The organism is Sphingobacterium sp. UBA1498 (genome assembly GCF_002325125.1).
In the GTDB taxonomy this organism is placed as follows: Bacteria; Bacteroidota; Bacteroidia; order Sphingobacteriales; family Sphingobacteriaceae; genus Sphingobacterium.
Genome location: NZ_DCRG01000026.1, coordinates 51,370 through 70,365 on the forward strand (window position 1 = coordinate 51,370; position 18,996 = coordinate 70,365).

Annotated in this window: 14 protein-coding genes and 3 tRNA genes; 9 read left to right on the plus strand and 8 right to left on the minus strand. The window is 42.5% G+C overall.

What is annotated here, in order from left to right; all coding sequences use genetic code 11:
• The first annotated feature begins 261 nt into the window (after window positions 1-261).
• The 3 genes from B3139_RS15340 (at window position 262) to B3139_RS15350 (ending at window position 2,832) form a co-directional block, all read left to right on the plus strand.
• Window positions 262-912 (plus strand): transcriptional regulator, encoded by a 651-nt coding sequence (locus B3139_RS15340; RefSeq protein WP_293884479.1) that lies wholly within the window; start codon window positions 262-264, stop codon window positions 910-912.
• A gap of 253 nt (window positions 913-1,165) precedes the next feature.
• Window positions 1,166-2,248: a PAS domain-containing sensor histidine kinase gene (locus tag B3139_RS15345; protein ID WP_293884480.1), complete on the plus strand. Its 1,083-nt coding sequence runs from the start codon at window positions 1,166-1,168 to the stop codon at window positions 2,246-2,248.
• A gap of 206 nt (window positions 2,249-2,454) precedes the next feature.
• The gene (locus B3139_RS15350) at window positions 2,455-2,832 is read left to right on the plus strand and encodes a response regulator (protein ID WP_293884481.1); all 378 of its coding nucleotides are present in this window, start codon (window positions 2,455-2,457) and stop codon (window positions 2,830-2,832) included.
• A 67-nt stretch (window positions 2,833-2,899) separates the two neighbouring features.
• Here the strand turns inward: B3139_RS15350 and B3139_RS15355 are convergent, their stop codons facing one another.
• Both B3139_RS15355 and B3139_RS15360 read right to left on the minus strand, forming a co-directional pair.
• Window positions 2,900-4,978: an ATP-binding protein gene (locus tag B3139_RS15355; protein ID WP_293884482.1), complete on the minus strand. Its 2,079-nt coding sequence runs from the start codon at window positions 4,976-4,978 to the stop codon at window positions 2,900-2,902.
• Window positions 4,979-5,099: 121 nt separating this feature from the next.
• Window positions 5,100-7,448 carry a GAF domain-containing protein gene (locus B3139_RS15360; protein ID WP_293884483.1) on the minus strand — a complete coding sequence of 783 codons (2,349 nt, stop codon included), beginning with the start codon at window positions 7,446-7,448 and terminating at the stop codon, window positions 5,100-5,102.
• 366 nt (window positions 7,449-7,814) lie between these two features.
• Between B3139_RS15360 and B3139_RS15365 the strand changes: the two genes are divergently transcribed.
• Window positions 7,815-8,075 carry a hypothetical protein gene (locus B3139_RS15365; RefSeq protein WP_293884484.1) on the plus strand — a complete coding sequence of 87 codons (261 nt, stop codon included), beginning with the start codon at window positions 7,815-7,817 and terminating at the stop codon, window positions 8,073-8,075.
• A 149-nt stretch (window positions 8,076-8,224) separates the two neighbouring features.
• On the opposite strand, the gene B3139_RS15370 is transcribed toward B3139_RS15365, so the two are convergent.
• The 6 genes from B3139_RS15370 to pfkA all read right to left on the minus strand — a co-directional run bounded on the left by B3139_RS15370 (window position 8,225) and on the right by pfkA (window position 11,541).
• Window positions 8,225-8,309 (minus strand) — tRNA-Leu (locus B3139_RS15370).
• 5 nt (window positions 8,310-8,314) lie between these two features.
• Window positions 8,315-8,387 (minus strand) — tRNA-Gly (locus tag B3139_RS15375).
• A 53-nt stretch (window positions 8,388-8,440) separates the two neighbouring features.
• Window positions 8,441-8,513, minus strand: a tRNA-Phe gene (locus B3139_RS15380).
• Window positions 8,514-8,691: 178 nt separating this feature from the next.
• Window positions 8,692-9,690 (minus strand): type I glyceraldehyde-3-phosphate dehydrogenase, encoded by a 999-nt coding sequence (gene gap, locus B3139_RS15385; RefSeq protein WP_209581127.1) that lies wholly within the window; start codon window positions 9,688-9,690, stop codon window positions 8,692-8,694.
• Between the two features lie 4 nt (window positions 9,691-9,694).
• A complete protein-coding gene (locus B3139_RS15390; protein ID WP_209581123.1) occupies window positions 9,695-10,546 on the minus strand; it encodes a hypothetical protein in 852 nt (283 codons plus the stop codon).
• Between the two features lie 17 nt (window positions 10,547-10,563).
• Complete coding sequence (gene pfkA / locus B3139_RS15395) at window positions 10,564-11,541, minus strand: 6-phosphofructokinase (protein WP_409050308.1); 978 nt, start codon at window positions 11,539-11,541, stop codon at window positions 10,564-10,566.
• Between the two features lie 185 nt (window positions 11,542-11,726).
• Here pfkA and B3139_RS15400 point away from each other — a divergent pair, with 185 nt between their 5' ends.
• From B3139_RS15400 to B3139_RS15420, 5 genes are all read left to right on the plus strand, one after another.
• The gene (locus B3139_RS15400) at window positions 11,727-12,398 is read left to right on the plus strand and encodes an NUDIX hydrolase (RefSeq protein WP_209581110.1); all 672 of its coding nucleotides are present in this window, start codon (window positions 11,727-11,729) and stop codon (window positions 12,396-12,398) included.
• Between the two features lie 170 nt (window positions 12,399-12,568).
• Window positions 12,569-13,168, plus strand: coding sequence for a TetR/AcrR family transcriptional regulator (locus B3139_RS15405; protein WP_293884485.1), 600 nt, complete (start codon window positions 12,569-12,571; stop codon window positions 13,166-13,168).
• Between the two features lie 28 nt (window positions 13,169-13,196).
• Window positions 13,197-14,540 (plus strand): TolC family protein, encoded by a 1,344-nt coding sequence (locus tag B3139_RS15410; RefSeq protein ID WP_293884486.1) that lies wholly within the window; start codon window positions 13,197-13,199, stop codon window positions 14,538-14,540.
• A gap of 14 nt (window positions 14,541-14,554) precedes the next feature.
• On the plus strand, window positions 14,555-15,610 hold the full coding sequence (locus B3139_RS15415; RefSeq protein ID WP_209581101.1) for an efflux RND transporter periplasmic adaptor subunit: 1,056 nt from the start codon (window positions 14,555-14,557) through the stop codon (window positions 15,608-15,610).
• Window positions 15,611-15,676: 66 nt separating this feature from the next.
• A complete protein-coding gene (locus tag B3139_RS15420) occupies window positions 15,677-18,859 on the plus strand; it encodes an efflux RND transporter permease subunit (protein WP_293884487.1) in 3,183 nt (1,060 codons plus the stop codon).
• The last annotated feature ends 137 nt before the right edge of the window (window positions 18,860-18,996 follow it).

The following is an 18,996-nucleotide window of genomic DNA, read 5'->3' on the forward strand; positions in this document are numbered from 1 at the left end:
AATGTAACCGAATTACGGATCGTAAGGTATACTTGCCCGTATACCTTTTCGTACGCGCTCCGGTGATCAGAGCAACTAAGGGATCTCGTTGATGGATAGGCAGAACGAGGCGACCGTACGGCAACGAATGTTGGCACAGCGATGACGAATTGTAAACGGCTGCAGTTAAATATTAAATCGCTAAACAAATCGATCATAAAAACGCTTAAATTACATCAAAATTGAGCGCATGTTAGGCTTCAATGGATAATTTAAATAATCATGATGAGAAAATATTGTTGTATACTGCTTCTTCTAGCGGTGGTAGTAGGGAATGTACAGGCGCAAATAGTAACGACTAAACTGCTCCCGCAGCGCATACCCGCAGGGTTTGACCGTGTGAAGGAAGCGGTTTCCGAGATATCCGGCAGGAATGGAGATAGCAAAATACAGGTCACACCGCTTGCAGCAACCGATACGACGGCTACCTTTGAAATTGAAGAACAGGGTTTAAGTATCGAAACTGTGGTGGACGACGAAAAGAAGTTTAATAAACTAGTCGCTGAAGCGGCAAAGGACGTTTCAAAACCGAGTATTCATATCTTGCATACCTATACGTTAAAGGATAAAAAATTGAAAGTGCCACCGCCAAGAAAGATTTTCTTCTCTCCGGAGTACGGGGTAACCTGGACGTTGACCCTAAAAAAAATAGCAGACAAGGAAACGGAGCTCGTACTTAACTATAAATCGATAGCGCCCGCATTTGCCAAGAAGATTGAGCTTGAATTTGAAAGTGATACCTATTACAACAATAAGATCGTTAAAATTGCTGTCGATGATATCCGGATGCGTCATCTGATCCGTGAAATTTTAATCGATCAAATGCATGTCGACCGGGATTACCCTGCACCGACATATCCGGCGTCTAACTAAAAGGATTTGCTCAGCAATTTGCTAGCTAAAATAATGGCCGAACCCCGGGTTCGGCTTTTTTAGTATAGGCTATTTTACATTGGAACACGACCCACTTCACTCGTGGCAGTGGCTAATTAAGATGGTCGTCAAAGCCCGATAAAGGTGCCAACTTTTGTAGGAATTCATCTGTTATAAAAATTGTAATACTAATAATATTATAAATGTGTACCTTTACCGCGGTTCATAAGGGCCGCTAACTTTATTCAACTGTATGATTAACTTGTATGGTACGGATTCTACTTTTACAGTATCCCAAAAACATCTCGCTCAGGCGCTTGAACAAGCTCGTATGGGCTTTTGGGAAGTAAGCTTGGTAGAAAACAATTATATGTCTTGCACGGATCAGTGCAAAAGAAATTTTGGGTGGGACACGACGAAGGAGTTTAGTTACAGTGATATGCTGGGCTGTATCGTAGAAGAAGACCTAGAAGCGATGCAAGATTGCGTGGCCCGGTCTATTGAACTCCAAATTCCCTATAACGCGCAGTACCGCGTACGTCATAGCGATAATACCATACATTGGATTGAGGCGCGTGGATGGGTCACTTATGACGAGGCCGGTTATCCGCAGGTCATATCGGGAACAACGCTTGATATTACCGAAAAGAAAGAACTGGAAATTTTGCGCGACGAAATGTTGAGCATTGCCATGCATGAAATCAAGACTCCGCTGTCATCTGTAAAAGGAACACTGCAAATGCTGGAAAGGAAATTGGAAGTGCAGGAAAACACACTATCGAACAAGCTGGTTCAGAATGCGCTTAAAGCTACCGAGCGTATCAACCGGTTGCTCAATGAAATGGTTGCACCCGTGATGGTTATGGCCAGGGGCATTACATTGGATAAGACCGAAATAAATCTCTCGCAACTCATTCTTGAAATAAGCCAAAACGCTGGACTGGTGTTCCCTGAAAGTGATATACAAGTCCATGTACCTAGTCAAGATGTCTTTTTAGAGGCCGATGGATACCGTATCGGACAGGTCATCACCAATCTGATCAATAATGCGATTAAGTATAGCGATGGAAAATCGCCCATAAACATCAAGATGGTAGTCCTTCAAGATGAAGTATCCATCGTGGTGAGCGATCAGGGGATGGGCATAAAATCAGAAGATCGGAAAAAAGTATTTGAGAAGTTTTATCGGGCCAATCGTGAGGGGCATATTGAAGGACTTGGTATTGGACTTTTTCTATGCGCCGACATCATATTGCGGCACGGTGGTCAGATCAAGATCCTTGAAAAGGAGGGACCAGGTACGGATATCTCTTTTACACTTCCTTATAATAATTAAGGCCGAAACTCTTCAATAAAAACACCCGCTATATATACACCTGACTTTTGATAAGTAATGAAGTTTTACAATCAACTTTAACGTAGCGTGTAAAGACGGAATATCTATTTTCATTTATTTAAAACTATTGTTGTTGAATGCAAGTTCTGATTTAAATGATCGGAAAAATAACTTGCTTTTTTCTGTTCATTTAAAGATGGAAAAAGATGAAAAGAAAAATAGTGGTTTGCGATGAGAGCTCAATGGTATTGGAGGCTCTTTCATTGGTTTTAACGGATAAGTATGAGGTGTATACCATTTCCCAATCAAAAAAGCTGATAGGTGCAGTTGAAAGCATTCATCCCGATATCGTGCTTATGAGCGCAGAAATGCATTGGCAGTTTGACGGTAATCTAATCTTGCAAAGTCTTTTTTCTAAAACCTTCAAAACTATTCCGGTGATCATGATGTCTGCCAATCTGGCGGATAGTGAGTCGGCAAAGGCATGGGGTGCGGATAGCTTTTTACCAAAACCTTTGGACTTAAATGAGCTATACTATCAGCTTGAGAAATGTACAAAAATGACATGTCGCTCGACAGCTTGATCAGCATGTAATGAAAGTGCTGTGGTCGATTTGCCGACATGAAAAACGATGCAGTATAGTGGCAGAATTAAAAAGCATAGGGTATGGTAAACCAAAAATTACTACCTTCGCCCGGTGTGCTATCCACTCCGATTTCACCGCCATGCCGACGCACGATTTCAGCAGAAATATACAGCCCTAGCCCAAGACCAGAGTATTTCTTTCCGTCCGGATAGACGCGGTAATAGCGTTCGAAAATTTGATGCTGCAGTTCGGGGGCAATACCTTCGCCATAATCCCGAACGTGGATTTTCACATCGTCGGCTTTCTTTTCGATCCGCACATCAATTTTATAGGATTCGGGCGCATATTTGATCGCATTATTGATGAGGTTGGAAACGACTTGTTCGATACGCTGCTCATCGGCATTGATCACAGCGTCAAGATCGCCGATCAAATTGAGCTGATGCTTGCCGATAATATTGATATCCTGGAAGCAGGAGCGGATCAATTTAGCCGCTGAAATAGGTGTTTTATTCAGTTTTAATTGCCCCAAACTGATGCGGTGCATATTGAGCAGATCATCGACCAGTGCTGTTATTTTTTTGACACTGACGCCCGACATGTCAATCAGTTTGCTGATGGTAACATCTGCCGATTTATCCTTGAGCATCTCCAGCATCTGTATTGTGCCCCGTAAACTGGTAATGGGAGTTTTGAGCTCATGGCTGGCGATACTGAGAAAATCCTCTTTCTGGGCTTCGTAATTTTTGCGTTTGGTGACATCTACGGTGACGCCGATGAGGTCCAAGGGTTTCCCTTTGGCATCATAACGGGTTAGTCCCGAAGAGTTGATCCAATGTAGTGAGCCGTCGGGCCAACACGTAAGATATTCGGCCTGATAGATTATATTCTTAGCAATAGCTTCCTGAACTTTTTGCTCTACCGCCTCACGATGCTCGGGCACAATGGCTTGTATAAAGTCTTTAAATTGAAAGTCTCCTGTTGGGGGAAGACCGAAATGGCTTTTGCAGGTGGCTGATGCATTGTTTTTCCAGTTTTGAATATCGAGGTGGTAGGTTCCCAATTCTCCCGCTTTCAATGCGATTTCCAATTGCTGGTTGAGTGCTTCAAGATTTTCTTTCTGAAGGATACGATCGGTCACCCTATTGGCAATTACAATGATTGATTCCGTTTTTCCATCCTCGCCACTTAAGGGTTCATAGATAAAGTCAAAATACTGTTGAGATAGTACGCCGTCATATTCAAGCATGACAGGCGCGGTATCACCAATATAGGTTTCCCCACTGGTAAACACGTTATCAAGAATATCGAGATAAGGCTGATCTTGCAGCTCTGGCAATGCAGTGGCCAGCGGATGCCCGATGACAGCGGTGGTTTTGCCCCAGATTTTGAGCACCATATCATTGGCCACTTCAATCGTCAATTCGCGGCCTGTTAAAATGGCGAAAGCAATCGGAGCCTTGGTAATAAATGATTTTAAACGCTGCTCGCTCTTTTTCAGATTCTTATTGAGCAATAGCGTGATGTCATAGGATTTATACAGCTTGCTGTTGGTGAGCGTGAGCTGCTCGTTTGTAGCCTCCAGCTCGCTGTTGAGGTCGAGCAGCCGCTGCTGCATATTGCCTAGGTTGATATTGGTGGAAGCCACTTCTTGGACGTTTTCAATGGCTGCATAACGTAAAGCGACCTGATCCATTGCAGTACGGGCAAAGGACGCCAGCATGCGCTCTTCGGCGGCACTAAATTCGCGACATTGATAATCAGCAATACTGAATGTACCGATATGAAATCCATCGGAAGTGATCAATGGGGCAGCAGCATAGAAGCGCAGTCCATGTACCTCGTCAAAATTAGCCTCTGGTCTGACCAGCACTTCGCCTTGCTGGATGATGTGCGATAGCAGGCTATCCGTACGGCTAATCTGTATAGGATCGATGCCGATGGCTGACTTAACAAAGATACGTTCTGCGTCAATAAAGGATAGCAGCAGTACCGGCGTCTGGAAAACCTGGGCCGCAATTTCCAACAGGCCATCAAAAATTTTTTCGGAAGGGCTATCCATAATTTCGTAACGCTTCAGTGCGGCAATCCTTTCAATTTCCCTACGTGGTGTAGCCGCTTCGCTGAATACATCTTCTGTCATATGACCGGATTATCTTTACGTAAAGATAACCCAATCTTGGCAGATATACTACGCCGATGCAATAAAATTAATTTTTGTATAATAAAGCTGTTCGGAGTCGTCAGTTAGCTGTGCTGGCTCATTAATGAACAGGGTTTAATACCTCAACCTCCTGAAATGTGAAACCTACGCGTATGGCTTTCAAACCGATCAGCCCCTGTAGGTCTTCCACCTCAAACTGTTCGATATCAGCCTCGAGCAGGCCTTTGTGCTGAAGCAGTTTTATATAGCCCAGGTATTCGGTTTCTTCGTGAATGGTGGAATAGACTATGACCAGTTTTCCTTTTTGGGTAATGCGCTCCGATTTTCCTTTAATCTTTGCTTTGTCGATGCGTTTCTTGGCAATTTCATACCGTACATTGTAGGAACCGTCGATATCAAACTGTTTTTCGTCCATCCGGAAACGGATGGAAATAGGTGTTGCAAAGACAAGCACTAGCGAGGTCACCTCCAGTTGATGCGGCAGTGAGGGCTGCAGCAACTTAAATTCGTGTTCCATTGCGCACATGACCTGCAGCTGCCATAAGCGTAAGTTGCGCAGGTAATACAGCTCAAAGTTGCGGTCGGGCGCAATGGATGCACCGATATACATATTGTGTTCGATACCATCCGTTTTGTAGCGTTCGTAATAATGGGGGAAATATTCTTGGGCTTCGACCTGTTTTTCGTCCAACACGGCCACGAGCTTTTTATTGATGAGGGTGATGGAACTGTCATAATCGCGACGCGCCTCATAAAAACCACCGATTGCTAGGTTGATACGTTCAAAATAACGGTCGATTGCGTCGACAATGTTGGTATCTCGAGCGTTTTTTCGGAAGTTTTCCAGGATAGGATGGATGTCAGCATTAAAATAATCGAGCATCTGCTGTTCGGTATCGGTCAGCAGCGCATGCTGAAGTGCCGCCAGGTTTCTTTCCAGATCGAAAATCTTCTGCTCAAACAGGGGTAATTTTTGTGTCTGATTGATGGCCCTGAATAGGGCGATCAAATCACTGTTTTGGTTGGACAGGTCCTGCCGTATCGCCTGGTTGCGCGATTCGGATGACCCCTGTACGTCGATCTGTCCGTAAAGCGGATACACATGATCGAAGACAATCTCCTGCAGGGCATAGTCTTTCCCGAAAGCGCGGTCGTTCAGAAAGTGGACAGCTTCTTCCTGAAACCGCCATTTGACACTCGGGTGGATGGAGGTGTATTCCTTTTGGATCACTGCCTCGATCTGATTTTCTGTCTCGGAAAATGCTTTGGACACTTTATCTTTAATAAAAGGCAGAATAAAGTTGAGCTTGTTGGCATTGACAGAATTGAGTTCGCGTACCCGCGACGATGACATCTCCAGCAGACCCAAAACTTTGCCGCCTTCGATAAGGGGCACAAAAATAAAGCTCTTGACCTGCTGTTGCTTCAGCTTATTGATAAAATAGGCCTGTTTCGGATCAGTGATGGGCATCTTGTCGATATCGGGCACGACAAGATATTCATCTTTTGTCAGCAGGCTCTCGAGAGTGTCGCTGCAGAGCATCTCTTCACACTCGGTGATCGTGGAATCGTAGAGCAAATGGCTGTAAAGCTGTTTTTCGACAATCCGTAAGTTGTATTCGTTTCGGACCTTTTCAAAGGAGGTGAGACCGATGCGCAGATCGCTAATTTTGTAGATAGACCTAAAAATATTTTCAATTTCTGCCAGCTGGATTGCGCTTTTCTCGCGGAGTAGATTACTCTTGAAGCTCGATACCGCATTTTCAATGGTGGCATCAAAAAGGGTCATTATGGCAAAGCCTTTTAAGATCCAGCTCCGTTCGGGGAATTTGGATTTCCATAAGGCAATATCCGAAAAATTGTCGATCAATTCAACAATATCTTCTTCTGAAAGATGCACGGCGCGTTCAGTGGGGATAATATCCATAAAATCGGCATTGAACAATACGCGGTAATGATGGATAATATTATTTTTATCTGGAATATCCAAAAATTGGGGCGCATCCATAGCATCTACCTTAAAGCCATAATACTGGCTGATGATGACGCAGCAATTGAGAATATAATAGGTGTCGGCAGAGATGTCGCGAAGACTGAATTCATAGTGATCGCCAGCATCGTTTAAGATTTTTTCGAGCCTTGCGGTGTGATTGAACGTGTAGAGATGAAAGGGAATCGTAACGGCCTTGATCTCATTGTGTGTTAGTGAACTCGGGAACAGGTCTGCCAGCAGCACCCTGATGATAGGCTCGTAGCGCAACAGATCGTCAGCTTTCTCCACACCTTCGATCAGTTGGGGATATTTCTTGATTTCGTCCAGTAACGCGCGCGCGTAAGCGGCCTGAAAATCGATCGGCGATAAGGCGGCTTTTTCAAAGGCGGGTATAATCTTGTGAAAAGCGATCAGGGTTTTGAACGGACTGGAATCAAAGGCGAAATTAAACTGCATAATGGTTGTTCCCGACTAAATTAGATATTGCTGGAAGATGTACAAAAATAAAAAATAATCGGCGATTGCAGGACGTATTTTTAATACATTTTTCCGTTTTTACGGAAGGATGTCATAGCGGCTCCGTTCACTGCTGTCTAGCTATAGGTTAAAAATAGTAAAAGCATCAAACTGTATGGGCATGCGCTTGTTCTATACACAAAAGACATAAGCAAGCGGAATCAGATCGCACAGAAAGAATGTTAGGAGGTTGCTTAAAGCAGCGAATAACTTGAGCTCAGCGATCGGGAAATGCAGGCAGAGGTCAGAAGGCTGGCAACAGCAATAAGGATATGACAATGTATATGAAAATTAAAAACTAATACCATGGAAGAGAGAACTACATTTACCGGGATTCCTGTGACCAACGACGAAGGAATAGAAAAGTATTTTGATTTTGAAGTAGGTCGGGAGGAAGGCCAAAACGAATATGCACGCATTACAATGGATGGATGCCAGCTCATCTTAGATGAACAACTGGCTTATCTCAGCGGTGATCTGCCGGAAGAATGGCACAGGCCAGCAATCGATAAACTTCTCTTTTTATTGTCGGTAGACCGTAATAGTGATGATAGCGCACAGGCGTAATAGGTGAAAATAAGGTCGTATACAGCGAATCGTCTCAATAGACTACTGGATCGAAGGGACAATGGGTAGGCTTGACGTGTTGGATGGTGCGGAGAAACAGTCTATGGAGTATAAACAAAAAAAGCTCATCGTATGATGAGCTTTTTTTGTACCTAGGGCGGGAATCGAACCCGCACTCCCTTAACGGGAACAGGATTTTAAGTCCTGCGTGTCTACCAGTTCCACCACCTAGGCAGGTGAGCGAAAAACGAGATTCGAACTCGCGACCCCAACCTTGGCAAGGTTGTGCTCTACCAGCTGAGCTATTTTCGCATTGGAATTATTATTCTTTCAATCGGTCAGAACCTTGCGTTCTTCCTTTTCGGTGGTGCCAGCTGGATTCGAACCAGCGACACAAGGATTTTCAGTCCTTTGCTCTACCAACTGAGCTATGGCACCTTTTCAACGTGAGCTGTTTGCCTTATTGATGATGCAAATATAGACGGATTATTTGAATTACGAAAGCGAAAAGCGCTTTTTTTTACGTTTAAACGCCAACCTGCTGATTTTTAAGTAAAAAAAAAATAAGGGGCTATCCGTATGGAATAGCCCCTGTATAGTTTGTTGATGCTGTTGATTACGACAATTTGCCAACTTCTAAGACCAAATCAACAATTTTGTTTGAATAACCCCACTCGTTATCGTACCAAGATACCACTTTAACGAAGTTGTCATTCAATGAAATTCCAGCTTTCGCATCGAAGATTGATGTACGTGCATCACCTAAGAAATCTGAAGAAACAACTTCGTCTTCAGTATAACCCAAGATACCTTTCAATTCACCTTCAGAAGCTTCTTTCATCGCTGCCTTGATGTCTTCGTAGGAAGCACCTTTGTTTAAACGTACTGTCAAGTCAACAACTGAAACGTCTGCTGTAGGAACGCGCAATGACATACCTGTCAATTTACCTTTCAATTCAGGAAGAACCAAACCTACTGCTTTAGCAGCACCTGTAGATGAAGGGATGATGTTTTGGTATGCACCACGGCCACCTCTCCAGTCTTTTACTGAAGGACCATCCACTGTTTTTTGTGTTGCAGTTACGGCGTGAACTGTAGTCATCAAACCTTCAACGATACCAAATTTATCATTCAATACTTTAGCGATAGGCGCTAAACAGTTTGTTGTACATGAAGCGTTCGAAACGATATTTTGATCAGCTTTCAATTCTTTGTGGTTTACACCCATTACGAAAGTAGGGGTATCGTCTTTTGCTGGAGCAGACATTACCACTTTCTTAGCACCTGCATCGATATGTTTTTGAGCCAACTCTTGTGTCAAGAAGAAGCCTGTAGATTCGATGATCACTTCAGCACCTACTTCATCCCATTTCAAGTTTGCTGGATCTTTCTCAGCTGTAACGCGAATAGTTTTTCCGTTAACAACCAAATTACCGTCTTTTACTTCTACAGAACCGTCAAATTTGCCATGTGTTGAATCATATTTCAACATATAAGCCATATAGTCTGGTTCAACTAAGTCATTGATACCAACAATTTCAATTTCTGGACGATTGATTGCTGCTCTGAATGCTAAACGACCAATACGGCCAAATCCGTTAATTCCAATTTTCATATTCTTAATTTTTATTGATATAATATTTAATTAAATTGTGTATTGGTTCCTTGACTACAGTTCCAATACTGATATTAAATTCTTCTGTGGCAACTTCCCGGAGGAGGTTCTCATAATTGAACGCAACCGAACCGGTAAAGTTTACGTCACTGTCGGGATATTCTTTCATTAGCGGCTTGATGTAAGTTTTAATAAACGTACGAAGCCCGTTTTTAACCAGCTGATTGATGAATAAATGATCTTTGTTGTCAAGTACAAAATCGGTAAAGGAATTCAGAAAATTTGTCGGTTGAGGTGCAAAATAAACCCGTTCCAAAATCATTTTCTTATCAATATTAAATTGTCTTTCCAATTTGTCCCGAAGATCAATAGGGAGAGATTCTGTCATATAATGTTTGAGCAGCTGCTGGCTATTCCAATTTGTCGCTCCCTCATCGGCTAGGATGTAGCCTAGACCATAGTTATTATCAATGATTTTTTTCCCTGTATAATAAGCTGCATTCGATCCACTTCCTATAATCCCAATGATGCCTCTTTCGTCGCCAAACGTAGAAATCGCCGAAGCGATTACATCATGGTCTACCCGCACACGAGCGTTGACAAAAAAACGTTCCAAGACATTCTTTATTTTATCTTTGCGCTCCTTGGACGATGACCCCGCACCAAAAAAATAAATCCGCTTTATTTTCTCGGCGTTGTTGATCAGATTGGTGTTCTTGTGCAGGTGCTGTAGTATGGAACGCTCATCTTGAAGATAGGGATTGATCCCGTTCATGCGAAAACCAGTGGTTATACGGCCTTTATCGGCCAATCTCCAGTCCGAAAATCGCGATCCACTATATACTACTGCTATCATGTCTGTTCAATTTATGATTATAAAATCTCAGCCATTTCCAATAAATCAGGGCTAAGTTTGATTTCCTTATTGCTGATTGCTTCTTCAATTGGAGTTGTTTGGATTTCATTGCCACGCAGACCTACAGTTATTCGTGTATTTCCTGCCAATAATTCATTGACAGCAGCAAAGCCCAATCGACTAGCAAGCACGCGGTCGAAACTCGTTGGAGAACCACCTCGTTGCAAATGCCCTAATATACTAACTTTCGTGTCGTAATGATCAAACTTTTCTTTTACTTTTTTCGCTACATAATATGCTCCACCGTTTTGGTCGCCCTCAGCAACAATAACGATAGAGGATGATTTCTTCTTAATAGCCCCATCTTCCAGGTGGCGGATCAGATCGTCAATAGCCGTTTCTTTTTCAGGAAGTAAAATGGCCTCGGCTCCGCCTGCAATACCGGCATTTAAAGCGATACAACCCGAGTCTCTACCCATTACCTCCACAAAGAAAAGACGCTCATGCGAAGCTGCCGTATCTCTGATTTTATCAATTGCTTCGATAACGGTATTATTGGCCGTATCATACCCAATGGTATAATCCGAACCATACAAATCGTTGTCTATCGTTCCCGGTATCCCTACTACGGGAATGTCGAATTCTTTGGAAAAAAAGTTTGCACCGGTAAAGGATCCATCACCGCCGATTACCACCAAAGCGTCAACACCAGCAGCTTTTAGATTATCGTAGCCTTTTTGACGGCCCTCTGGCGTTTTGAACTCCATGCAACGCGCCGTTTTCAATATTGTACCGCCACGTTGGATGATATTACTGACCGAACGCGTATCCATTTCTATAAAATTGGCATCGATGAGGCCTTGATAACCTTGGTAAATACCAGTAACTTCTAATCCCTTATGTAATGCTGTACGAACTACAGCACGTATACAGGCATTCATGCCAGGAGCATCACCTCCAGATGTTAAAACGCCTATTTTTTTAATTTCTTTTATCACACGCAATATTTTAGGTGATACGAATATAAGATTTTTATAGTGTATATTCTACACTTTGAATAAATTTTTCAATATTTTTTTGCGCATCACGTTTAGGAAGCGTATAATTGTTACAGATAACCCGATGATTAGTAACCGCTAAATTTAGCTCAGTATATTGCACATAAATAGATTTAGAAGTTTTGTATAGTAATTTTACCGTAGACTGTGTCATATTAGGCTTTCACGAAGGAGAATTAAAAGTTCTTCTGGCCGAAAGAAATGAATATCCTTTTAAGGATTGGTGGGCATTGCCAGGCTTTTTCGTGGATAACGATGAAGAGATGGAAGATGCCGTAAAGCGGATTTTGTATGAAAATACAGGTTTGAAAGATGTCTTTATGGATCAGCTCCATTCCTTTGCTGGTTTAAAAAGGCATCCAAAGGGAAGAATTTTAACAGTGGCTTATTATGCTCTCATTCAATTGGACAGTACCAAACTGAAAACGAAGCCTGTTACAAATTACATGAAACAGGCCAAATGGTTTCCTGTTCGTAATGTACCCGAACTGGCCTTTGACCACAAGCAGATTTTGGATCTCTGTCTGGAAAGATTGCAGCGTCGCCTCGCTTATAAGCCTATCGCTTTTGAATTGCTTCCCGAAAAATTTACCCTTACCCAATTACAGCTGGTCTATGAGGGAATATTGAATAAACAACTCGATAAACGCAATTTTAGAAAGAAAATGCAAAACTATGGGTTTCTAAAAGAACTCGACGAGGTACAGACCGGTGTGGCGTATCGCGCAGCAAGGCTCTATAAATTGGACAAACGTAAGTTTCTAAAACATTTTCAGAACACGGTCGCGTTTTGATTGCACGATTTATCCTAATAAAGGCAAACTTATAAAGTTTGCCTTTTTTGTTGTCAGCTCAATATCAAAATTATTACAATTTCAAAATTTATTTTGTACGGCATGTTACTTTTTATATTTTTGAACAATTTCTGATAAAAGTCAGAAAGTTGAAAGGAGTTTTTTGAAGAATGGAAGATAGAAAAGATCAAATCATCGAGGCGGCGATACGGCGCTTTATGCATTACGGTTTTAGTAAGACTACGATGAATGAAATTGCGGAGGATATAAAAATTACTAAAGCGAATTTGTATTACTATTATTCAGAGAAGAATGCACTGATACGCGATGTGATTGTGCGTTTAACAGATGAATATAGGGAAGAGGAAGAAAAGATGGCCGATGCACATGAAGGTACTACGTACGAACTGATCATTAAGATTTTGGAGCTGCGTGATGCATTTGTACGGAAATATTATATGTTGCACATGAACGAAAATCTGGAATGGATAAAGGGGCTTTCTATGCAGGATTTTTTTCAGTGCCTGCATGACCGCGATGTAAAAGCGTTATTTGAGATTTTGCAGGTAGGTGCCGAAAAGGGGGAAATCGACGGTGAGGAACTCTATAAGACCGCTGAAATCTATGTGGAATTGATGAAGAGTCTCTCGCTGATGTGCAATATTTCGGATATCATTTCGGGCATACCAAACCAGGACCGTTTTGATGAAGTATTACAAAAGCAAAAGTTGGCTACCAAGCTTTTTTTTAATGGTATAGGTAAAAAGTAGATATAAAATTAGGATAAACAAATTAGGAATGAAAACAATCAGAATACTAGCCAGCCTTTTATTAGGTACGATGGTTTTCCAAAGTCATGCACAACAACAGTTAACCTTAAGTGACGCCATTAAATTTGCGTTGCAAAATAAGGCTGATGCAAAAAAGGCAGGTCTTGATATTGCAAATGCTGAGCACAAAATTGCGGAAGTTAAATCGGGAGCATTGCCGCAGGTGAATTTTAACGGTGGAATTACCTACAATCCAATGATCCAAAAAGTTGCTTTACCGGGGGAAATTGTCGGTCAGCCGGGAACAACTGTGATGGCCGCTTTTGGACAAAAATGGCAATCTACCAATACCATCAGTTTAAACCAACAGCTGTTTAACCAGACGGTATTTACGGGACTGAAAGCTGCAAAAACGACTCGCGAATTTTATGTGATCAATAAGACCTTGACGGATGAGCAACTGATCGAGAAAGTGGCTAATAGTTATTATGATGTTTACCAGTCCAAACTGCAGTTAAAAACCGTGGACAATAACCTGGAAAGTACCACCAAAACACGGGATGTTATTGAAGGGTTGGTTAAAAACGGATTGGCGAAAAAAATTGACCTGGATCGTACCAATGTTGCCGTGACAAACCTGAAAGCTTCTAGGCAACAACTTATTAATGCGGTGGAACTGAAAGAAAATGCATTGAAATTTGTTATCGGCATGTCCATGTCCGAGCAGATTACCATGCCGACTTCAACATTTGAAACCGTAGCACTGGATGCGATATATGATCCGCTTGATGTGTCGAATAGGACAGAAATCCAGGTGCTTTCAAAACAGAATGAATTGCTTGAACTAAATAAAAAGGCAGAGATCTCCAAATATTATCCGACGCTTTCTCTTACAGCGAATTATGGAAGACAGGGATTGGGACCTGTATTCCCGATATTTTCTAAGGCACAGGGCGTAAATTGGTCTGGCTTTTCTGGTATCGGACTGAACCTTACCGTTCCTATTTTTAACGGTTTCCTTACACGCTCCAAAGTGCGTCAGGCGCAGATTGATATCGATAAATTGCAGATCGATATTGCCGACACCAAGCTGGCATTGAATATGGCAGCTGAGAATTCACGGGTACAGATCAAAAACTCATTATTGACAATCGAATCGAACCGTAAAAATGTGGATCTGGCAAAATCAGTATTGGATGATACCAACAACAATTATAAAAATGGCCTAGCGACATTGACTGATCTGCTGGATGCTGAAAATGCGTATGCAGATGCGCAAAATAATTTAAATACTTCTTTGCTGGATTATAAAATTGCAGAGGTGCAGCTGATCAAAGCGAATGGAAAACTTAAATCATTGATTAACGAATAATTGACTAATACAATATGAAACGCGGAATTATTACCCTACTTATTATTGCTGCTGGTCTAGCAGGAATATTTTTTGTGTTAAATAAAAATAAAAAGAAAAATGAAGCCGAAACAGCGGAGGTTGCCAAAAAGAATGCAGCAATCGCTGTACGTATCGATACAGCGAAAGTGTCTTCCATGGATTTACGCTATACCGCAAATGGCACATTCTCGCCCAAACAGGAAGTAACCGTTTCGGCTCAAACTGCCGGCAGAGTTGTGAGAGTATTGGTGGATGAAGGTTCCCGTGTGAGCGCCGGGCAGACCTTGGCGATCATTGAAGGCGATAAACTGAATGTAAACGTAGCCAATGCGCAAGCTGCATTTACCAATGCGCAGGCTGATCTTCAACGCTTTGAAAGCGCTTACTCGACCGGAGGTGTAACCAAACAGCAGTTGGATCAGGTGAAATTGCAGTTCGAAAATGCCAAGAATAATTTAAAAGCATCTAAATTGAATGCCGGCGACGTGACCATCAAAACGTCAGTATCGGGAATCGTCAATGCACGTAAGATTGAACCGGGTACCTACCTGAATATTGGCGCTCCAGCCTTTGATATTGTCAATGTAGCCACCTTGAAATTGCGCGTTAACGTCGACGAAAAGAACGTTGCGACGTTAAAGATCGGTCAGTCTGTTGACGTGAGTGCAAGTGTGTATGCAGATCAGCGCTTTACAGGAAAGATAACGTTTATTGCCCCCAAATCGGACGGTAGCTTAAATTTTCCAGTAGAGATAGAGGTCAACAATGCATCAAATAAATTGCGTGCAGGTATGTACGGTACAGCAATCTTTGGTGAGGGTGTTGCCACCAATACCTTGATCGTGCCGCGCAATGCTTTTGTAGGTAGTGTGAGTGACAATAAGATTTTTGTGCTCAAAAATGGTAAAGCAATTGAAACAACGGTGAAATCGGGTAGAAACTTTGGTGATTACATCGAGATTTTAGGTGGTTTGCAAGATGGTGATCAGGTGATTGTATCGGGTCAGATCAATTTATTTGACCAAAGCCCTGTAGAGATTATTAAATAGAGGATACTGTAATCAATAGCTGATGAAACGCTGTCTTTGCACGGCTATTTAAAATAAAATATTCTAATGAAAATTACCGAAATATCGATAAAACGCCCCAGTATCATTATCGTATTATTTATAATACTGACATTGGGTGGGTTGTTTTCTTATACGCAATTGGGCTACGAACTGGTCCCTAAGTTTGAAATCAACGTAATCACGGTACAAACAATCTATCCGGGGGCATCGCCTGCGGAAGTGGAAAGTTCGGTCACCAAGAAAATAGAAGATGCGATTTCTTCGTTGGAAAGTATTAAAAAGGTGGAATCGACCTCGCTCGAAGGAGTTTCTATTGTGATGGTTACCCTGAATAACGGTGCAGATGTCAACTTCCTCCTTACAGACGCCCAGCGAAAAATCAACGCTGTCGTCAACGATTTGCCGGACGATGTGAAGACGCCTTCGCTCTCCAAATTCTCGTTTGATGATGTAGCAATCATGAGTCTGGCCGTCACATCCAACCTGTCAGAGAAAGAGCTTTACGACTTATTGGACAATAAGATCCAACCGGTTTTTGCACGGATCAATGGGGTAGCCAAGGTTGACATGATCGGTGGGGAGGAACGCGAAATACAGATTTCCGTAGATCCGAAAAAAATCGAAGGTTATGGACTGACAATTTCTCAGGTGCAACAGACTATTGCATCGTCCAACCTGGATTTTCCTACAGGTAACGTCAGTACCCGCGACAACCGTACAACGATTCGTCTTGCAGGTAAAGTAACCTCTATCGAAGAGTTGCGCAATCTGCCTATCACTACACCTGCAGGCGTGCAGATCTATCTGCGCGATATCGCCGATGTGCAGGATGGTATCAAAGAGATTGAAAAGGTGGCACGTTTGGACCGCCAAAATACGATATTGCTACAGGTATTTAAACAGTCTGATGCGAATGCCGTGGCAGTGTCTGAGGCCGTAAAGAAAGTTATCGCTGTACATGATAAAGATGGAAAAGTGATTAGTGGGGTAGAGAAAGATTATGCGGCACAGAATATTAAAATTCTGGTGGCTAATGACTCTTCTGATTTTACCTTAAATGCGGCTGATAACGTTATCCACGATTTGATGATCGCCATTGCTTTGGTGGGTTTTATCATGCTTTTCTTCCTGCAAAGTTTGCGTAATGCTGCCATTACCATGGTGGCGATCCCGCTCTCCTTGATTGCAACTTTTATCGGTTTGCTACTGATGGGGTATACCTTAAACCTCATGTCCTTACTGGGACTGTCATTGGTGGTAGGTATCTTGGTGGATGATGCGATCGTGGTGATCGAAAACATTCACCGCCATATGGAGATGGGAAAAAATAAAGTACGCGCAGCGTATGATGGGGCGTCTGAAATTGGATTTACGGTAACGGCAATCACCTTGGTCATTGTCGTCGTGTTCCTTCCAATCGCCATGTCAACGGGATTGGTGGCCAATATCCTTGCCCAGTTCTGTGTGACTGTCATCATCTCGACGCTATTGTCCTTATTGGTATCCTTTACGGTCGTACCTTGGTTGTATTCACGCTTCGGTAAATTGGAGCATCTGAGCAAGAAGTCGCTGTTTGGTCGTGTTATCCATGGTTTTGAAAGTGGTCTGAACAGCTTTACACATTGGGTTGCCGGTCTGTTAACCTGGTCATTGAAGAATGTCAAAACCAAATTAGCCACCTTAGGTTTGGCAATCGGTTTACTTATTGCATCATTTGCACTCGTGGTTAAAGGTTATATCGGTTCGGATTTCTTTCCGAGTGTAGACCGGAAAGAATTTTTTATCCAGCTGGAACTCGATAAAGATGCTTCTTTGGAAAAGACAAACTTGTTAACGCAGAAAGCCGAGGCTTATATCACGGCGAAGCCAGATGTCAAGGAAATCATTACCACAGTAGGTCAGTCTTCAGACGGAATGGCGTCGACAACAGGCTCACGTTATAAATCGGAGATCCATGTGATTCTCGACAAGGAAAATTTTGAAGGCAACTCGCAGGTGTATTCAGCAACATTAAAACGCGAACTGGAAAATAAGCTGATCGGTGCCAAGATCAAAACGGTAAACGTGGGTATCATGGGAGCGGAACAAGCGCCATTGAAATTGACCATCATTGGTGCCTCGGTCGAAGATGCGCAGGAATTTGCTGAGAAAGCAGCAGATCTATTGCGGAAAATTCCTGGATCTGCAGGGGTTAAGTTGACTTCCGAAGCCGGTAATCCGGAGATCAATGTGAAGATAGACCGCGATAAAATGACTTCGTTGGGATTGAACGTATCTACCGTAGGTATGACCATGCAGACAGCATTCTCCGGTAATACGGATAATAAATATAGAGCGGGGGATAACGAGTATGACATCAATATACGCTATAACGAAAGTGGTCGTGCAACGATCGACAACGTGCGTGCCCTTAAATTTATCAACAATCAAGGCGCTTCCATTTCATTGGATCAATTTGCTGAAGTGACTTATGGCTCGGGACCTACTTTGCTAGAACGACGCGACAAATCGCCAGCCGTATCTATTCAGGGGCAGGCCATCGGTAGACCGATGGGTACTGTCGCTCAGGAGTGGCAGGCGCAGTTTGAGAAATTGCCACGTAAACCCGGAATTGTATTTGTATGGGGTGGTAATATGGAAAACCAAAGTGAAGGTTTCGGTACATTGGGAATCGCTTTGTTAGCATCTATCATCTTAGTATACCTCGTTATGGTCGCATTGTACGACAGTTTTATCACACCGTTTGTCGTGTTATTTTCGATTCCATTGTCGTTTATTGGTGCATTGTTGTTCCTGGCATTAGGAAATCAGACTTTGAACATCTTTACCATTTTGGGTATTATCATGTTGATTGGTCTAGTTGCTAAAAATGCGATCATGCTGGTCGATTTTGCAAACCACCGTAAGGAAGCCGGCGATAATACACACGACGCTTTGGTCGCTGCCAACCACGCGCGTCTTCGCCCGATCCTGATGACTACAATTGCGATGGTTTTCGGTATGATCCCTATTGCGATCGCTACTGGAGATGGAGCAGATATGAACAGGGGGCTCGCTATTGTTATCATCGGCGGGCTGTTGTCCTCTCTGTTTTTGACTTTGGTTGTCGTGCCCGTGGTATACTCTATTTTTGACAGTCTTCAACGTCGTTTTGGAAAGAAAGAAAAGACTGACTATGAAGCCTTGATGAAGGAAGATTACGACCATGTGGACGTGGCAGAACATTAAAAAATAAGTAAATGTAATATCCAAAAAAGGCGGTTAATATGTGTTAACCGCCTTTTTTGTATTAATTTTAGGTTAATCAATCGATTGCATAAATATTTTTTATTACATTGCGTCGCATTAACAAAATATACACTTAA

Coding starts and splice junctions, on each gene's coding strand:
- B3139_RS15410 (WP_293884486.1), top strand. CDS start 13,197: ATGAAAACAATCAGAATACTAGCCAGCCTTTTATTAGGTACGATGGTT.
- B3139_RS15360 (WP_293884483.1), bottom strand. CDS start 7,448: ATGCAGTTTAATTTCGCCTTTGATTCCAGTCCGTTCAAAACCCTGATC.
- B3139_RS15355 (WP_293884482.1), bottom strand. CDS start 4,978: ATGACAGAAGATGTATTCAGCGAAGCGGCTACACCACGTAGGGAAATT.
- B3139_RS15405 (WP_293884485.1), top strand. CDS start 12,569: ATGGAAGATAGAAAAGATCAAATCATCGAGGCGGCGATACGGCGCTTT.
- B3139_RS15420 (WP_293884487.1), top strand. CDS start 15,677: ATGAAAATTACCGAAATATCGATAAAACGCCCCAGTATCATTATCGTA.
- B3139_RS15350 (WP_293884481.1), top strand. CDS start 2,455: ATGAAAAGAAAAATAGTGGTTTGCGATGAGAGCTCAATGGTATTGGAG.
- B3139_RS15415 (WP_209581101.1), top strand. CDS start 14,555: ATGAAACGCGGAATTATTACCCTACTTATTATTGCTGCTGGTCTAGCA.
- B3139_RS15390 (WP_209581123.1), bottom strand. CDS start 10,546: ATGATAGCAGTAGTATATAGTGGATCGCGATTTTCGGACTGGAGATTG.
- B3139_RS15345 (WP_293884480.1), top strand. CDS start 1,166: ATGATTAACTTGTATGGTACGGATTCTACTTTTACAGTATCCCAAAAA.
- gap (WP_209581127.1), bottom strand. CDS start 9,690: ATGAAAATTGGAATTAACGGATTTGGCCGTATTGGTCGTTTAGCATTC.
- B3139_RS15340 (WP_293884479.1), top strand. CDS start 262: ATGATGAGAAAATATTGTTGTATACTGCTTCTTCTAGCGGTGGTAGTA.
- B3139_RS15365 (WP_293884484.1), top strand. CDS start 7,815: ATGGAAGAGAGAACTACATTTACCGGGATTCCTGTGACCAACGACGAA.